Source organism: Paenibacillus sp. GCM10027626 (assembly GCF_042676285.1).
Classification (GTDB): Bacteria; Bacillota; Bacilli; order Paenibacillales; family Paenibacillaceae; genus Paenibacillus_Z.
In genome coordinates this window covers 580,857-596,156 of record NZ_JBHTHC010000001.1, presented here as the reverse complement: position 1 = coordinate 596,156, position 15,300 = coordinate 580,857, and the positions used below count along the sequence as shown (strand labels likewise).

Genomic DNA, 15,300 nt, shown 5'->3' with positions numbered 1-15,300 from the left:
TTTATAGACGAATCCGAAAAAAGGGCCTACAAATCGTAGGTCCCCTAAAGCGCAATTCATTCATTTCGCTGCTCGGGAAGGCCATTGCGTCTCACTTTTTCGAGCGCTTCCTTGCTGCTGCGCACACCCAGCTTCTTTAGCAGCTTGTTCACTTGGTTTTTGATCGTGCTTTCCGCCTTGAACAGCTTCTTTTCAATCTGGCTCTGCGTGTGGCCGGTCTCGATGAGCTCGAACACTTCCCGTTCTGCCCCCGTCAGCGATGCCAGCTGCTCCTCGCGCTTCAAGCGCTGTAATTCTTTGAGCAGCGCCTGCATCGCTTCCGGATGGTAGTGCGCGCTGCGGATCGCTTGCGGCAGCTCGCGGAAACGCGCCTTCTCCAAATAGTTTAATGCGCCCGCACTGAAGGCTTGTGTCATAACTGCCTCGTCGGTAAGCGAGGTCAGCATAATAATTTTGGCTGCCTGAATGCGATGCAGCTCCAGCGCCGTATAAATTCCTTCCAGCCCATGTTCCGCCAGTTGAATATCCATCAGCACAATATCATAATTTATGGTTTGCGCCAATTGCAGCGCTTCGTCCTGCGTCATGGCGGCGCCGACGACAATTAAATCCTGCTCCTTATTAAGAAAAGCAGTCATAGCCTTGATCCAGTCCGGATCGTCCTCGACTATAAGCACGCGTATTCGTTCCTGACCGCTCACAAGCGCTTTCCCCCTTTCCCCTCCGGGAATACGAGGGCTACCCTCGTCCCTTCGTTGATTTTACTGGACAGTTCAATTTCACCCTGACACTTTTGCATGACATTATAAACATAGGATAAACCAAGGCCGAAATTGAGGCTGCGCTTTTTGGTACTGAAAAAGGGTTCAAACACACGCCCCGCCTGCTCCGTAGTCATGCCTGAGCCTGTATCCTCCACAATTAGCATGATCCTCCCTTTGGCGCTGCATGTCGAGACCGTCAGAAAACCGCCGCCTGGCATGGCTTCGATAGCATTGGTAAGCAAGTTGCTGATTGCTTCCTGCATATGAACCGGATCAAGCAGCACAGGAGATGAGTAATTATACTCCTCTCTTACCATTATACCTGGCGCTTGCAGCGGCTGCATATGCATTCGCACACAGCTCGCCGCCAGTTGATCAAGCCGGCACGGCTCGGCTTGCCATACGATATCCTTCAATTGGCTATGAATGCGGTTCACCATTGCCATCATATGATCGGATGCCCGGTCAATAATGCGCAGTTGGTCACGGGCCTCTGCGCGCAGCCCGTCCTCGGCCTGTAAATTTTCAGTACAAATGGCTATTTTGCCGATTTCATTTTTCAATGTGTGATTAAGCAGCGATGCACCGGAACTGACAGCTTGCATGGTACTTTCCAGCGGCTCCCGCTCGAAGCGGAGTCTGACCCCCAGTACGCCGTAGATAAAGGTACTAAGGAGCGCGATGGTAAAAGAATAAATGATAAATACAGAGATGTAACGAAAAAAATCAAAATCCGGATTAACAGCCTTGGCAACATTTATTAACAACAGCACGGCCAATACAGTCGGAACGATGATGATGGTCGTAATCAACCGGTTTCGCTTCATGCGCAAATTTTTCTCCTGCAGAACCGATCGGATTAGCAAAAAACAAGCGGCTGCATAATACGGGGCCGTCCATAGCAGCAGCCATGGAAAGGACAACTCCAGCCGCGGATTCAGCAAGGCAGCAATGAATGTAATTGCGGCGGGTACGAACAAGAGACCGGAGAGCCGGCCGCGCAATCCTGCTGAGGCAGCGGGCTGATCGGTATAGACGATACAGAACATTAACAAGCCGTATGGCGTCCATGTATGATTGATTAGCTGTGCAATTCGCGCACTGCTTGTCCAATCAGCTTGCAGCAGCAATTCAGCCAACCCGCCGACAGAAGCGCTTGCCAGAAAAAAAGCGGCCCATCGGTTAGTCTGGCTGTGAAAGTTATTGAACAGCAAGACGATCGCGGCAGCTAACAGTGTTATAAAATAATAGAGCATTTACATCATTCCTGCCTCAGTGCGATGAATAGTTATGGCGTTTCAGCTTTCATTCTATCACAGAACAAGCATCTATTGCGGACAAGCTGCAACATAAGCCGCGGATTATTTTTTAGGAAAGCTAGCCATTCTAGAAGGGAAAAGCGGCTTGCTGCACGAATTTATCTACGATCTCTCTCTACTATGAAAAAGAAGAAGGTGAATGCGTGCCCCAAGGGAAGTATTTTCGTATCGGCTATGGAATTGCCCTATTCCTGCTCATTGTCCTGCTGGCCAGTAAGGTCGACTTTCTGTTCCAGCCAGTTAGTATCATTTTCCGCACACTATTTTTGCCCATCTTTGTGTCCGGGATTTTGTATTACTTGCTTCGCCCGGTCGTGAGCGGACTGGAAAAGCTGAAGCTGGCACGCTGGCTTGCAATTTTGATCGTCTATCTGGCAGGCTTCGGCATTATTACTGCAGCCTCGATCGGGATTGGGCCATACATCGCCAGTCAGTTCAACTCCTTGATCGAAAGCATGCCGCAGCTCGTAAAAGCGGTGCAAAAACAACTGGCAGCGCTTCAGGAGCAAGCCTGGTTCGGCAAATATTTGCAGGAGAACAACGTCGACTGGTCAAAAAAAGCGGGCGAATATTTAAATCAAGTTACTTCAGTAACTTTAAATTCCGTTCAGAGCATCATCGGCTTTTTGACCAAGTTTCTTGTCGTACTGACGACCGTGCCTTTTATTCTCTACTACATGCTCAGCCAGGGGGAGAAAGTGCCGCGTTTTATTATGCGTCTCATACCTGAAGAGCAGGAAGAAGATGGCATGCATATTTTGCGGGAAATGGACACTGCCCTCAGCTCTTACTTGCAAGGGAAGGTGCTGCTCAGCATCTGTCTCGGGCTGTTGGTCTTTATCGGCTATGCGGCAGTCGGACTGGAATACCCGCTCATTTTGGCGATTTGTATGATGTTTTTCAATTTGATCCCTTACGTCGGCGGCTTTATCGGCGCTGTACCTGCTGTCATTATGGCGTTTATCGATTCGCCTTCCATGGTCGTAAAGGTTGTTATTATCGTATTAATTGCGCAGCAGATCGAATCTAACGTTCTTTCTCCGCAAATTATGGGACGGAAGCTGAACATTCACCCATTGACCATTATTTTAATCCTGCTCGTTGCCGGCAGCTTCGGCGGCCTGCTCGGTATGTTTCTGGCCGTTCCCGTCTACGCGGTTGCGAGGGAAATTATTACTTATTTCTACAAGCTTCACCAGTTGCGAAACCGTAATAAAGATATTAAGGCTTGACTAAAAGGGCGTCCCTAGATCAATGGATCAGGATGCCCTTTTGACTGCTTGCTCTCAAGGAACGAATTGCCGCCTTTTGCCAAGCGGATATTTACCGGTTGCCAAGGGTACCTTATGAACAAGGATTCATGTTGTTGAAGGAGGCTTGAAGCGGCAATGGCGAGAAGAGGCAGAAGAAGATTGGCCGTGCCGGGCGCAGAGGCCGGCGTGCAGGCATTCAAGGCGGAAGTAATGCAGCGGGCCGGCTATAAGGTCGATCCGAAACGCCCGGACGATGTGAAATATGAAGTGGCCCGGGCGCTTGACATTCCGTTGCAGCAAGGCGATAATGGCCATCTGACGACCGAATCGGCCGGTCATATCGGCGGCCAGATTGGCGGAACAATGGTGCGCGAGATGATCCGCCTGGCACAAGAGCAATTGGCGAAGCAACCCCGTCCGTAGTCCGTGCCCGTACGTCCCCATGCCCCGCTTTCTAGTGAAAGCGGGGCATTCATCGTTGAACCGAGACTTAATCAAAATAACAAACTCTTCACAGCAGCTATCATCCTACTTTACTCTCAATGTTATTGGTTATTATAATCCGCGCATTTAGTTCCAAAAAGAGAAATGTTCATTCATTTATTTCCTGTTTTCACCTTCCAGGCGCCCACCAGTTCCATTTGCCGAGCAGCACCATTAATGCCGGTACGAGCAGCATTCGGACGATCGTGGCATCGATGAAAATCGCCGCTGCAATACCAATCCCCAACTGCTTGACACCGACAACTTCACCTAAAGCAAACGGAAGGGTTACCGTAATGATAATGGCTGCCGCGGAGCCGATAACTCTGCTAACGGAAGCCAATCCGGTCTGCACCGCACGCCTGTTATCCCCTGTCTCTTGATATACCTCAAAAATGCGCGACAAAAGAAACACCCCGTAATCCATGCTGATGCCAAAAACTAGGCCGAAAATAAAGACAGGAATCATGATCGCGATTCTGACCGGCTCCATGCCGAACAGCCCATTCTGAAAAATCGAGACCAAAATACCGAAGGCCGCTCCTAGACTGAGCAGATTCATCAAAATCGTTTTGAGCGGAATAAGGATAGAGCGAAAAGCGAGAAACAGTACAATATAGTTGGAAATTAGAATAAAAAGAAGTGTACGATTGATGTTCTGGAAGATTGCATCATAAACCTCCTGCTCATATTTCGCCTCGCCGCCTAATAGAAACGGCAGTCTGGCAGCGGTGTCCGCTCCTTTCTGCTCCCACAATCTAAGCCAGCTTCTTATACTGCTGGATGATGCTTCTTCTTTTAGCGCAATCTGTATGAGTATTTTGTCTGTGGATTGGCCTGATAGTAACGGCTGCAACGGCTGCACGCGTAACGCCATTGGATCCGCCTTTAATTCACGGATAAGGGCTGCCGCTGCCAACCGCTTTCCCTTGTTTTGGAATGGGCCATAAGCCACCAAATAAACTTCCGACTTGGTGTGAAGCCCCAATCTCTCATAGTGTTCAAAGGCCATGCGGGAAGCATAGGTTTGCGGCAATGAGCTGGCATCTGGAATAGCCAATTTCAATTGCTGCAGCGGGATGACACAAAACAGAAGCAGCAGCGAAGCTGCCAGACTCGTACGAATAGGCTTTGCCATGGCAAAGTGTAAAATCTGGAACCGCCACTTGCTGCTGCTGAAGTAAAGACGGGGCTGCTTTTCTGTTTTAATGACCGGCCATATGAGCGATAGAATAGCGGGCACGAGCGTAAGTGTCAGCAGCACGGAAATGATTAGCACGACCATCGCTCCGAGAGCAATCGAGGTAAACATCGGCAGCGGAATAAATAAAATCCCAAACAGGCCGAAAAAGATCGTAGCGGCTGAACATACAACCGCCCGGCCTGCTGTTGCCATTGTCCGCGTTAATGCTTGCTCCGCATTCGCCCGGCGAAGCTCTTCCCGAAACCGGCTGACCATTAGAAGTGCAAAATCAATGCTTAGAGCGAGGCCTACCATCGGAATAACATTCAGCATAAAGCTGGACAGCTCCAGCCTCGTACCAAGCCAATACATGATTCCCATTGTGCCGGCCACCCCGATCATGCCCGTCACAATAGGAATAATGGCTGACAGAATGCCGCCAAATGCCGTCAACAGGATGATAAAGGCAAGCGGAATGCCGATTCGTTCTGCTCTGGACAAGTCGCTGAAGCTAGCTTTGTTTACATCCGCCTGCACGACAGGCTTGCCTGTCATTTTTACCGATACCTGTTCACTTGCCGGCAGCCGGCGGTTTATCTCGTCCAGCAGTGACTTGACACCGTGAATATCAACTGTGGTGTCAAGCAGTGCATAAGCATAGTTATGGCTGATCATTTGTTCGCTGGCAAATGGAGGAATGATCATGTTTATACCTTTAATGGCTTGTAACGATTGCAGCGCTTGCCGGATATATGTTCGGAATTGGTCAGGAGATAAGGCATCCCGCTTTTCAAACAGCATGATGACCGGATCATGAGGGAGCTGGTACTCTTCTGATAATAGGCGTTCTACCTTCGCATAAGCGCCATCTGACACTAACCCGTGATCGCCAAGTACATCCCCCAGCTTAGGAGCGAAATAGCCAAAGAAGAGCAAAAACAGTAGCCATAGCAAGCAGATTGCTTTTGGATGACGAAAGGAGATGCTCGCAAGCTGGCGCAGATGCATGGCTCCTCCTCCCTTCTATGCGCTAGCTGTTCTGTACGGGCAATCGAGTTGCTTGAACCAGCCGGTAAGCGATCCCGGGCATTAGCCCGGCTGCTCGCAGCAGCAAGCGCGGCAGGAACGGCCGGTCAACTAAGGTTTGCAGCACTCGCCCCCATTGCATCGGCCCTTTGAACTCCTGCAGAACAGATTGACTGTAAGCATGCTGCCAGTCGGAAAGTGATAGTTCTCCTTTTAAATAACGATCTGCGAGCGGAGCGCATAATTGGGCTGAACGAAGCGCCATGGACATGCCGTCGCCGCACAATGGCGGTATCATAAGGGCAGCATCGCCAAGCTGCGGAATTTCATCCCATGCCTGCGGCTTGTAAGACAGATTTACCGGAGCCACTGCCGCTTGGGTGCCCAGTACAGGTACAGCATTAGCCAGTTTCTGATCAAGCTTCGGATTTCGGCTGCGGGCGGTATCGATCCATTCCAGGATCGTTTTCGGCGAGGTGGGGAACGCGGATCGCTTGAATAATGCAGCCGCATTGATTGTCCCGTCTTCGACAGGAGCCAGGCCTAAATAGCCGCCATCAAAAAAGTAAAGCTCCACGACCGCATCCATTTCAATCCCTTTGAAATGGGATTTTATCCCGACATAATGATTTTGCGCTGTCCGATTCAGCCGTTTTTCGGCAACCGGTATACGGCCATTTGCTCCCCATGCCGTAATAACAGCACGCGTTTCGTATGCTTGTCTAATTGCCCCCTGCTTTGTTTCGATTATGTACCCGCGCTCTTTACGCTTGGGATTTACGCAAATAACCGTTGTTCCCGTCCGTACCGTTGCCCCCGAGTATTGAGCGGCGCTATGAAGCGTGGAATCCAGCGCATAACGGCTTATTCCGAGCGCGACGCCGGGCAGCGGGATCTCGATGCCGTTTCCATGCGGGGCCATGAGCCGCGTGCGGCTGATTCTGCTTGGCGCAAGCTGCTCGACTGCACTGCGGACGCCAAGCGCATCTAACATGCTGACCGCCTCTGGCGATAAAAACTCGCCGCATACTTTATGCCGGGGAAAGCGTTTGCGGTCTAACAGTATGACATTCCAGCCGAGATCGGCTAATAGCTTGGCCAGCGCACTGCCGGCAATCCCTGCACCAAGAATGGCTACATCATAAATGGTGTTCATTCCTTTTCACTCCGATGCTTGCTAATTGGCCTGGCTGTTTCTGATGACAACTACATACCGGAACAACGGCCGCCAGGCATAATCCATCTTGTATGATAAACCCAATGCGGTCCGGAGCTGCTGCCAATCCTCGCCGCGAAAGCCTTTTGCCACCGAGAGTGGACCGTCATGCAAAATATAGCGGTTGCGGGAGATCATTCTTGTCGTCAGCCATACCGCCGCCCAAGGAATCCAGTGCCGGTGAATATCGTTAATGACAACCCCTAGCCGGGCAGTCTTCAGCATACTTTGCACAACACGCGGGACTTCATGAGCAGAAAAATGATGAACAAATTGCGTGGCGGTAACGATATCCGCACTATGCGCCGGGAGAGCAAATAAATCGCTCCTGATAATTTGAATGCCCGGTTCGCCGCGGAACAAATGCCGCGCCTCCTCGCACGCCTCCTCAGTAATATCGGCCAAAGTTATTGTCAGGGCAACCCGGTTATCCTCCGCCCAACGCAGCAGCTGACGATTGACATCTCCTGACCCCGAGCCAATATCCAGAATAGAAAGGCTTTTCGGCTTGCCCGCCTCTCTCCATAACTGCGCTACACCATGGCAGGTTGGCGCGGCTGCGCCAAAAATAAAATTCAACCTGCGAAGATGCCGCAGCGCTTCCCGCAGCTCCCCTCCGCCCAGTGAGAAATCGTCCATTATCTCCTGTTCAGCGGCCCGTTTTCGTAATTGATTAAACATAGCTTTCATCCCTAAGCTGCTCCTGCTGCTGGGCAGCTGCTAGCGGAACGTAGCTGATCCGAAGCAGCTCGCATGTCAGTCCTGGACCAAAGGCCACCGCAATTCCGTCTGTACGGCCGGCTTTTCGCTCCAATAGCTCCTGCCTCATCGCATGAAGTACGAATAAAATCGTAGCCGAGGACATATTTCCAAAATGGCGGAGCACGCTGCGGCTGGGCATCGTTTGCTCATCAGTGAGCTCATACAGCTGCTGCAGTGTATCGATAATCCCTTTGCCTCCAGGATGAATCGCCCATAATTCAGGCTTCTCGCCAGCCATGAGCTGATCGATCTGCTCCGGTACAAACTTTCCGATCAGCTTTGGAATATTCGTGGACAGATAAAGATCGAAGCCGTAATCACCCAGTTCCCATACCATTTCTTCTGCACCGTCCGGCAAAAGAACAGAGCGTTCTTGTCCCAAGTGAAAGCAGCTCCGATGAATGGATTGGGGCCGGCCAACAATGCACGCTGAGGCGCCATCTCCAAAAAATGAAGCGCCAAACAGCGCTTCGCGCGTACTTGAAGGCTGGATGTGCAGTGTGCACAGTTCAACACATACAATGAGCACCTTGGCATCAGGCTGACCGGCAACCAGCTCGCGTGCAAGGGATACCGCCTTTAAGCCCGCCGCACAGCCCAAAAAGTTAAGCGGAATCCGGTTAACGGCAGCTGCTAAATCAAGCTGCCTGGCCAATATGCTATCGATGCCCGGGAGAAATTGTCCGGTACAGCTTACCGTGATTAAATGGGTAATTTCAGCAGCGGCAACTTGTCCATCCAATAAAGCGCGCTTCGCCGCTTCCATCGCTAATGGGACTGCTTCCTGCTTGTAGATCGCCATTCGCTGAGCAGTAGAAGGAGCTGAATCATTCGAGCCGACAGAAAAATAACGGCAATTTTCAGCGGTCTCAAGCAGGTTGGCTTCGCATGTGTAGCGGGTTTCCACACCGCACTGCTTAAACAATCTTTTCGCCCAGCGCGCGGAGTCCGGATAATTCTCCAAGGCTTGCGCCAATCTTTGCGCGGTATCGGCTTGATCGAGACGATATTCGGGTACAGCTGTGCCTATCCCCAGCATCGCTGCAGTTCGATCTGTTTGTTCCATTAGTCTATCATCCCCTCTCGCCAATTATGAAACTGGCCTACTACTAGGTTTATTCGCGCTTTAATTGCTATATGATGGAAAATGCTAAAAAAAGCAGCTCCACTTAAAGTTGGGCTGCCGCTGACTGACTATATTAACTGTTTAATAATTCTCGCCGGACTCCCCGCTACCACAACACGGTCAGGCACATCTTTGGTCACTACCGCGCCGGAGGCGACTACGACGCCGCTGCCTATCGTAACCCCCGGATTAATGACAGCACGGCCGCCTATCCACACATTATCCCCTATTGAGACGGGAACGCCAAATTCTGCACCTGAGTTCCTTGTTTCCGCATCTAATGGATGTGCGGCCGTATAAATATGGACGCCCGGCGCAATGAAGCAATTTTCGCCAATTCTAATTTCGCATACATCCAGAAAGACGCAATCAAAGTTGGCAAAGAAGTTTTCGCCTACATGGATGTTATAACCGTAATCGCAGCGAAAGCTCGGCTCCATATAAAGTTTTTTGCCTGTTGAGCCGAATAGCTTTTTTAAAAGGTCGTCCCGCCGCAGCTCTTCCGTCTCGCTTGTCTGATTAAACAAGCGGGTCAGCCTCCGTGCATTCAACCTCTCCTCTACAAGCTCCTTGTCGCTGGCAAAATAAAGCTCTCCACTCAGCATTTTTTCTTTTTCCGTTTTCAAGTCTGACAACTCCTAATAAGTGTGATTTCCTGTGTTCTCTATGTTTTCCAATTTTATTTGTTAGCATGCTGGCTTCTATCACATCGAAACAGTACTGCGCTCAGACAATACGAATATACAAACTAATAATTGGCATTATAAAAGAGGGTATCCCGGAACAGTGGAACAACAAGAAACTGGAGGTCCAAAGAGGATGAAAGAGCGAACATATGATGAAAACGCCCAGCCGGACAATGCAGGCAGCAATATGTTGACAAATCGGCAAGGGCATCCCGTTACCAATAATCAGAACATAAGGACAGTGGGAAACCGCGGTCCTGCCACACTTGAAAACTATGATTTTATTGAAAAAATAAGCCATTTCGACCGCGAGCGAATTCCGGAGCGCGTCGTTCATGCCCGCGGCGCCGGCGCTCATGGTTATTTTGAAGCCTATGGCACTGTCGGAAACGATCCGGTATCCAAGTATACGCGGGCAAAGCTGTTTCAGGAAAAAGGCAAGCGGACACCTGTGTTTGTCCGTTTCTCTTCCGTTATACATGGCGGCCACTCGCCGGAGACGCTGCGTGATCCGCGCGGATTCGCCGTAAAGTTTTATACCGAGGACGGCAACTGGGACTTGGTAGGCAACAATTTGAAGATTTTCTTTATTCGCGATGCGATGAAATTTCCCGATATGATTCACGCCTTCAAGCCGGACCCGATCACCAATATTCAGGATGGAGAGCGTTTCTTCGATTTTTGCGCCAGCTCGCCGGAAACCTTTCATATGGTGACATTCGTCTATTCGCCTTGGGGCATTCCCGCCAACTATCGCATGATGCAAGGATCGGGAGTAAATACATACAAATGGGTTAACGCTGCTGGTGAAGCTGTACTTGTCAAGTATCATTGGGAGCCGAAGCAAGGCATTAAAAATTTGACGCAAAAAGAAGCAAGTGAGATTCAGGCGACTAATTTTAATCATGCGACCCAGGATTTATACGATGCCATTGAGCGCGGAGATTATCCGGAGTGGGAGCTGCTTGTCCAAATGATGAGCGATGACGACCATCCTGAACTGGATTTTGACCCGCTGGACGATACGAAGCTGTGGCCGAATGACCAATTTCCTTGGCTGCCGGTCGGCAGAATGGTGCTGAACCACAATCCGGAGGATTATTTTACCGAGGTTGAACAGGCTGCCTTTGGCACAGGCGTACTCGTGGACGGCCTGGATTTCTCAGACGATAAAATGCTGCAGGGCCGCACATTTTCCTATTCGGATACACAGCGGCACCGGGTGGGCGCAAACTACCTGCAATTGCCGATCAATGCACCGAAGAAACAAGTGGCGACGAATCAAGGCGGCGGACAGATGCAATATAAAGTAGACCGTTACCCGGCTAAAAATCCGCATATTAACTATGAGCCATCGATTCTAGGCGGCCTGCAGGAAGCAAAGCAGCCCGGCACGGAGTATACACCATTTATTGCTGGCGACTTGGTACGCGAATCTATCGACCGGCAGAACAATACGCAGCAGGCTGGAGAAACCTATCGCAACTTTGAGGAATGGGAAAAAGATGAGCTGATCGCCAATCTGGTAGCTGACCTGTCGCGGTGCGATCAGCGCATTCAGGCAAAAATGATTGCCCTCGCCGAGGAAGCCGATCAAGAATACGGCCGCCGTTTGCGGGAAGGCTTGGCAGGTGCCCCGCATGGCGGATCAAGTCAAAAGCCGCTCGGCAATCGGAATGGCGCTAGCGCACCCAGTGAGGCCGTCAACAAAGGGCACGAAGCGGAGCCGTATTGAGGAAAGGCAGTACCCGGGTGCGGCCGGATGGTACCGCATGCCGTATTTGCTTGACGCTGCTTATACGGATAAAGGACTGTCCCAGGCAGATCTGCGAGGCGCATCCGCACTGTTCGGCATTCAAGGGCTCAAACTGACAGTCGAGGACAAAACGGCAGCGGCTACTTGATTATTGACAATTTCCGCTATGGCCTGCTGCCAGCCGAAATCGCCTATCCAGACCCGTCTCCGGCCCCGGCTGAACTATAAGTTTCAAAAGATTAAAACAAACTTGTAGAATAGCCCCTTTTGGCTGGGGATTTATTCATATTGGCCGACTAAATGGATTTTCTACAGTTCGTTTTTTGTTTTGTTCGCTAGATAATTGGACTAGATGGAAAACCTACAGTTAGAATGGGAGATAGAGAAGGATAGACTCGATTTGGCCCGAACTAGTTGGATGATTTCCAGTTAGACCGCAAAAATCGTCTGTTCTGGGTATTCTACCTACATAAAATCCAGTTAGTTGTGGGGAAAAGGAAGTCAAGCACAGATCCTAAGGTTGAGCCGTATATATTACTTTTTCTGGATAATCAACAGAGGAGTATTTTCTGCGACAATCTGCAGCCTGATGGCGGGTCGCGGGGCATTCGCTTATCAAACATTTGCAAACGCATCAAGTTTATGTACGGTAAGCATTATGGACTCGAAATTACAAGCATACCGCAGGTTGGAACGACCGTCTTTGTTCGTCTTCCGATTCGAGAGTCCTGCGCAATAAGCCGGGTTGGGGCAGACCGTTTGGTCTGCTCCATCCTTTTTGATCGGTACTAGCCTGCTATTCTTTCAGTGCAACGAATCTTAAGCGCCTATAATCTACATACCACGATCCATCAGCGTACAGCTCATCCTTTAGCCGTGCAGAAATTTTTTCAAAAACCTGCTCTTTGTCAGCCTGGCTGAAGTCGCTGAAAAAATCGTCCCCGGCAAAGCCGTGAAGCCAATGGGAAAGCCCGGCCTCGCCATCAGCCTGCTTCGTCGGACGGTCAAAATGGACCGCATAGATGACCCGAAATCCTGCCTGCTCCAGCAAGCTGCTATACTCGCCAAGACTCGGGAAATACCACGGATTGCGCTGGTCCGCGTCGATTCCGTAATCTTGGGTAAGCACATCGGTTATTGTCGACACGACTGACTCAACATTGCCTTTTCCGCCTAATTCAGCAACAAAACGGCCGCCCGGCTTCAAAGCGCGATGAACAGCTTGGATGACTGGGGCTGAATTTTTCATCCAGTGCAGGGCAGCATTGGAGAATACCGCATCGTAGGTGATTTCATGTACAAAGCTTTCTGCATTGCCTACAATAAATTCCACGCCGTCGTATTTCTCTCTCGCCTGCTCAATCATCTCTTTTGACAAATCCATACCGACTACCTTCGCACCGCTTTTGGCAATTTCCACACTTAAATCCCCAGTGCCGCAGCCCAAGTCAAGTATCGTTTCCCCGGCTTTAGGCTGCAGCAGCTCAACAACGCCTTTTCCATATTGAGCGACAAAGCCCAGCTTATTATCGTATAATTCCGGGTTCCACGTATGTTCTGAACTCATTTGCACCCTCTCCTTTTCCACATAACATTATCCCAACTGACTCTCAATTTATCATAAGAGACGACTTTCAGGAAATATAAAGAAACCATATCTTTATAGTTTTCACCTATAGTAAACACCGATAAAAGGCCGCTCAACACAAAACGGCCCCAATTTTCTGTGTACGATTGACCCAGGCAACCATATCTTTAATGACATTAATAACCGCATCAGGCTGATCAACATGGATTGCATGCCCGGCATCTTCAACGATAATATGTTTGCTTTTCGAAGAGAGCTTAGCCATTCCCTGTTGGAACTTCATCCAATAGCTCCATGATTCCGGTGTATGATGAGGTTGTGTCCCCCCTGTTACTACAATAAGCGGCATGTCCCCAAGTGATTGGGCAGCCTTGACTTGTTTAGCCGCCGCGCAATATCTCACTTGCTATTCTTCACCTCGTACCTTTAAAATGATAGAACCCCCTTCTCCTTTGCGTTGCTTCTCAACCAAAAATAATTCGTACAGGAGGCATAACGATACATGAACGATCACCAGATGATCAATGAACAATTTATTATCATTACTGGCGGGCCAGGTGCTGGCAAAACCACATTATTACACGAAATGAAACGTAGAGGACAAAGGTACGTACCAGAAGTGGCAAGAGAAATTATCCAATCGGAAATTTCCTTGAATGGCGATGCGCTGCCTTGGAAGAATACAACCAAATATCGCGATCGCATGCTGGATCATTCCATTGAAAGCTACCTCGAGGCAATGGCACAGCCTAAAGATCATCGCTTATTTTTTGATCGCGGCATTCCTGATACGCTTGCATACTCCAAACTCATCAGCATCCCTATTTCAAACAAACTGGCGGCAGCCGTTCAGAACTATCGGTATTGTAAGCAAGTGTTTATCCTGCCCCCGTGGGAAGAAATTTACCATACTGATCATGAAAGGCTGCAAGGTTTTGACGAAGCGGTCGCCACATATCGAATTATGGTTGAGACTTATACAGAGCTTGGCTACGAGCTGATTGAAGTCCCGAAGCTGGATGTCGGGCAACGGGCTGACTTTGTGATCAACAGTTGAAGTATAAAGACTTCTTGAAAGTATCCGGCGTCGTCATATCGGCAATAGCCCGATAAATATTCGGCGGATATTCGGCAAGCCGATGAAAAAAGTACAAATGCCACTCTTGACCGTAGGGAACATAAACCTTTGTTCGATACCCTTCATCTTTCAGTTTTTTTAACCGGTCGGGTCGAATGCCGTACAGCATTTCCAGCTCTACATTGGGCTGCGCTAAATAGCCGCGCTGGCAAACTTCCTCGATGATCTTTTCGTCATGGGTGGCAATCGAGACAGGACGCCCCGATGATACTAGCATTTCCGCCAAATGAAGGTATCTGTCGTTCAGTTCCTGTGACCGGGGAAGTGCAATCTCCTTCGGCTCCTGAAAGGCTCCTTTAACAAGCCGGATACGACCATGATAAGGCAAAATGTCTAATAGATCACGCTCTGTACGGTGCAAATGAGCTTGAAGTGTAATGCCGACATTGGGACATACCTTGCTTGTCTTTTTATACAATCCGAGAATTTGATCTGTTTTATGCGATTCCTCTGCGCTAATCATAACAGTGCTTCCATAATCGGCTGCTGTCAGCGCCAGCTCTGCCAGATGCCTATACGCAAGCTCCGCGTCAATAATCATACCGATATGTGATAGATCAAGACAAATTGCAGTTTGCAGCCTTGCCTTGCCAGCGGCATGCGCCAGCTGCAAAAACTCATTTTTTGCCGCAATACATTCTTGCTCGGTTGAAGTATTTTCTCCTATATATTCCAAGGACACGCGATAACCCTTCGAAATCAGATTCAGTGCCTCCACAAGCGCGCTCTCCCTCGTCGAACCGGCAATAAACCGCTGTGCGGCACGAAAAAGCAGCGGGTATAATTCCTCCGATGCTTGAATATACGATTTGATTTGCTCATTGCGGGCAATCGTTTTAAGCGCATTCGCTGCCAAAAGCTGCAGTTCGTTGTCGTTCATTCATTATCATCTCCAATATCATTGATTCGCCCTTCCCAATGTTCACCTTACCGTGTTAAAGTGGATTATTAAAGAACCACTCTTGGCCATATTGCATAGTACCACTTTAAAGGACTGATC

General features: G+C 49.6%; 15 protein-coding genes. 5 read left to right on the top strand and 10 right to left on the bottom strand.

Features of this window, described 5'->3' with window-relative positions; all coding sequences use genetic code 11:
* Nucleotides 1-56 precede the first annotated feature (56 nt).
* Nucleotides 57-701 carry a response regulator transcription factor gene (locus ACFQ0N_RS02840; protein ID WP_379322824.1) on the bottom strand — a complete coding sequence of 215 codons (645 nt, stop codon included), beginning with the start codon at nt 699-701 and terminating at the stop codon, nt 57-59.
* A complete protein-coding gene (locus ACFQ0N_RS02835) occupies nt 698-2,020 on the bottom strand; it encodes a sensor histidine kinase (protein WP_379322823.1) in 1,323 nt (440 codons plus the stop codon). Before ACFQ0N_RS02835 ends, ACFQ0N_RS02840 begins: the two co-directional genes overlap by 4 nt.
* A 206-nt stretch (nt 2,021-2,226) precedes the next feature.
* Here ACFQ0N_RS02835 and ACFQ0N_RS02830 point away from each other — a divergent pair, with 206 nt between their 5' ends.
* Entirely contained in the window at nt 2,227-3,315 is a 1,089-nt protein-coding gene (locus tag ACFQ0N_RS02830; protein WP_379322822.1) for an AI-2E family transporter, read from the top strand.
* A gap of 156 nt (nt 3,316-3,471) precedes the next feature.
* Nucleotides 3,472-3,759, top strand: coding sequence for an alpha/beta-type small acid-soluble spore protein (locus ACFQ0N_RS02825; protein ID WP_379322821.1), 288 nt, complete (start codon nt 3,472-3,474; stop codon nt 3,757-3,759).
* 190 nt (nt 3,760-3,949) lie between these two features.
* Here the strand turns inward: ACFQ0N_RS02825 and ACFQ0N_RS02820 are convergent, their stop codons facing one another.
* From ACFQ0N_RS02820 to ACFQ0N_RS02800, 5 genes are all read right to left on the bottom strand, one after another.
* Nucleotides 3,950-6,010, bottom strand: coding sequence for an MMPL family transporter (locus ACFQ0N_RS02820; protein ID WP_379322820.1), 2,061 nt, complete (start codon nt 6,008-6,010; stop codon nt 3,950-3,952).
* A 22-nt stretch (nt 6,011-6,032) separates the two neighbouring features.
* The gene (locus ACFQ0N_RS02815; protein ID WP_379322819.1) at nt 6,033-7,184 is read right to left on the bottom strand and encodes an NAD(P)/FAD-dependent oxidoreductase; all 1,152 of its coding nucleotides are present in this window, start codon (nt 7,182-7,184) and stop codon (nt 6,033-6,035) included.
* Nucleotides 7,185-7,205: 21 nt separating this feature from the next.
* Complete coding sequence (locus tag ACFQ0N_RS02810) at nt 7,206-7,925, bottom strand: methyltransferase domain-containing protein (protein WP_379322993.1); 720 nt, start codon at nt 7,923-7,925, stop codon at nt 7,206-7,208.
* A complete protein-coding gene (locus ACFQ0N_RS02805; RefSeq protein WP_379322818.1) occupies nt 7,918-9,072 on the bottom strand; it encodes a type III polyketide synthase in 1,155 nt (384 codons plus the stop codon). The genes ACFQ0N_RS02810 and ACFQ0N_RS02805 overlap by 8 nt, the downstream gene beginning before the upstream one ends.
* Before the next feature lie 128 nt (nt 9,073-9,200).
* Nucleotides 9,201-9,758, bottom strand: a complete 558-nt coding sequence (locus ACFQ0N_RS02800; protein ID WP_379322817.1) for a maltose acetyltransferase domain-containing protein — start codon at nt 9,756-9,758, stop codon at nt 9,201-9,203.
* A 193-nt stretch (nt 9,759-9,951) separates the two neighbouring features.
* On the opposite strand from ACFQ0N_RS02800, the gene ACFQ0N_RS02795 reads away from it, so the two are divergent.
* Nucleotides 9,952-11,553, top strand: coding sequence for a catalase (locus ACFQ0N_RS02795; protein WP_379322816.1), 1,602 nt, complete (start codon nt 9,952-9,954; stop codon nt 11,551-11,553).
* A 37-nt stretch (nt 11,554-11,590) separates the two neighbouring features.
* Nucleotides 11,591-11,722 (top strand): hypothetical protein, encoded by a 132-nt coding sequence (locus tag ACFQ0N_RS02790; protein WP_379322815.1) that lies wholly within the window; start codon nt 11,591-11,593, stop codon nt 11,720-11,722.
* A 648-nt stretch (nt 11,723-12,370) separates the two neighbouring features.
* Here ACFQ0N_RS02790 and ACFQ0N_RS02785 read toward each other — a convergent pair.
* Together ACFQ0N_RS02785 and ACFQ0N_RS02780 are read right to left on the bottom strand one after the other, a co-directional pair.
* Entirely contained in the window at nt 12,371-13,141 is a 771-nt protein-coding gene (locus tag ACFQ0N_RS02785) for a class I SAM-dependent methyltransferase (protein WP_379322814.1), read from the bottom strand.
* A 133-nt stretch (nt 13,142-13,274) separates the two neighbouring features.
* The gene (locus ACFQ0N_RS02780) at nt 13,275-13,565 is read right to left on the bottom strand and encodes an alpha/beta fold hydrolase (protein ID WP_379322813.1); all 291 of its coding nucleotides are present in this window, start codon (nt 13,563-13,565) and stop codon (nt 13,275-13,277) included.
* 99 nt (nt 13,566-13,664) lie between these two features.
* Between ACFQ0N_RS02780 and ACFQ0N_RS02775 the strand changes: the two genes are divergently transcribed.
* Nucleotides 13,665-14,219: an AAA family ATPase gene (locus ACFQ0N_RS02775; RefSeq protein ID WP_379322812.1), complete on the top strand. Its 555-nt coding sequence runs from the start codon at nt 13,665-13,667 to the stop codon at nt 14,217-14,219.
* Here the strand turns inward: ACFQ0N_RS02775 and ACFQ0N_RS02770 are convergent.
* The gene (locus ACFQ0N_RS02770) at nt 14,209-15,180 is read right to left on the bottom strand and encodes a proline dehydrogenase family protein (protein ID WP_379322811.1); all 972 of its coding nucleotides are present in this window, start codon (nt 15,178-15,180) and stop codon (nt 14,209-14,211) included. The genes ACFQ0N_RS02775 and ACFQ0N_RS02770 overlap by 11 nt on opposite strands.
* Nucleotides 15,181-15,300: the final 120 nt, after the last annotated feature.

Bases quoted from the DNA above. Each gene is read 5' to 3' on its own strand.
- ACFQ0N_RS02795 (WP_379322816.1), top strand. From the start codon at position 9,952: ATGAAAGAGCGAACATATGATGAAAACGCCCAGCCGGACAATGCAGGC.
- ACFQ0N_RS02770 (WP_379322811.1), bottom strand. From the start codon at position 15,180: ATGAACGACAACGAACTGCAGCTTTTGGCAGCGAATGCGCTTAAAACG.
- ACFQ0N_RS02820 (WP_379322820.1), bottom strand. From the start codon at position 6,010: ATGCATCTGCGCCAGCTTGCGAGCATCTCCTTTCGTCATCCAAAAGCA.
- ACFQ0N_RS02790 (WP_379322815.1), top strand. From the start codon at position 11,591: ATGCCGTATTTGCTTGACGCTGCTTATACGGATAAAGGACTGTCCCAG.
- ACFQ0N_RS02785 (WP_379322814.1), bottom strand. From the start codon at position 13,141: ATGAGTTCAGAACATACGTGGAACCCGGAATTATACGATAATAAGCTG.
- ACFQ0N_RS02815 (WP_379322819.1), bottom strand. From the start codon at position 7,184: ATGAACACCATTTATGATGTAGCCATTCTTGGTGCAGGGATTGCCGGC.
- ACFQ0N_RS02825 (WP_379322821.1), top strand. From the start codon at position 3,472: ATGGCGAGAAGAGGCAGAAGAAGATTGGCCGTGCCGGGCGCAGAGGCC.
- ACFQ0N_RS02810 (WP_379322993.1), bottom strand. From the start codon at position 7,925: ATGTTTAATCAATTACGAAAACGGGCCGCTGAACAGGAGATAATGGAC.
- ACFQ0N_RS02805 (WP_379322818.1), bottom strand. From the start codon at position 9,072: ATGGAACAAACAGATCGAACTGCAGCGATGCTGGGGATAGGCACAGCT.
- ACFQ0N_RS02835 (WP_379322823.1), bottom strand. From the start codon at position 2,020: ATGCTCTATTATTTTATAACACTGTTAGCTGCCGCGATCGTCTTGCTG.
- ACFQ0N_RS02775 (WP_379322812.1), top strand. From the start codon at position 13,665: ATGAACGATCACCAGATGATCAATGAACAATTTATTATCATTACTGGC.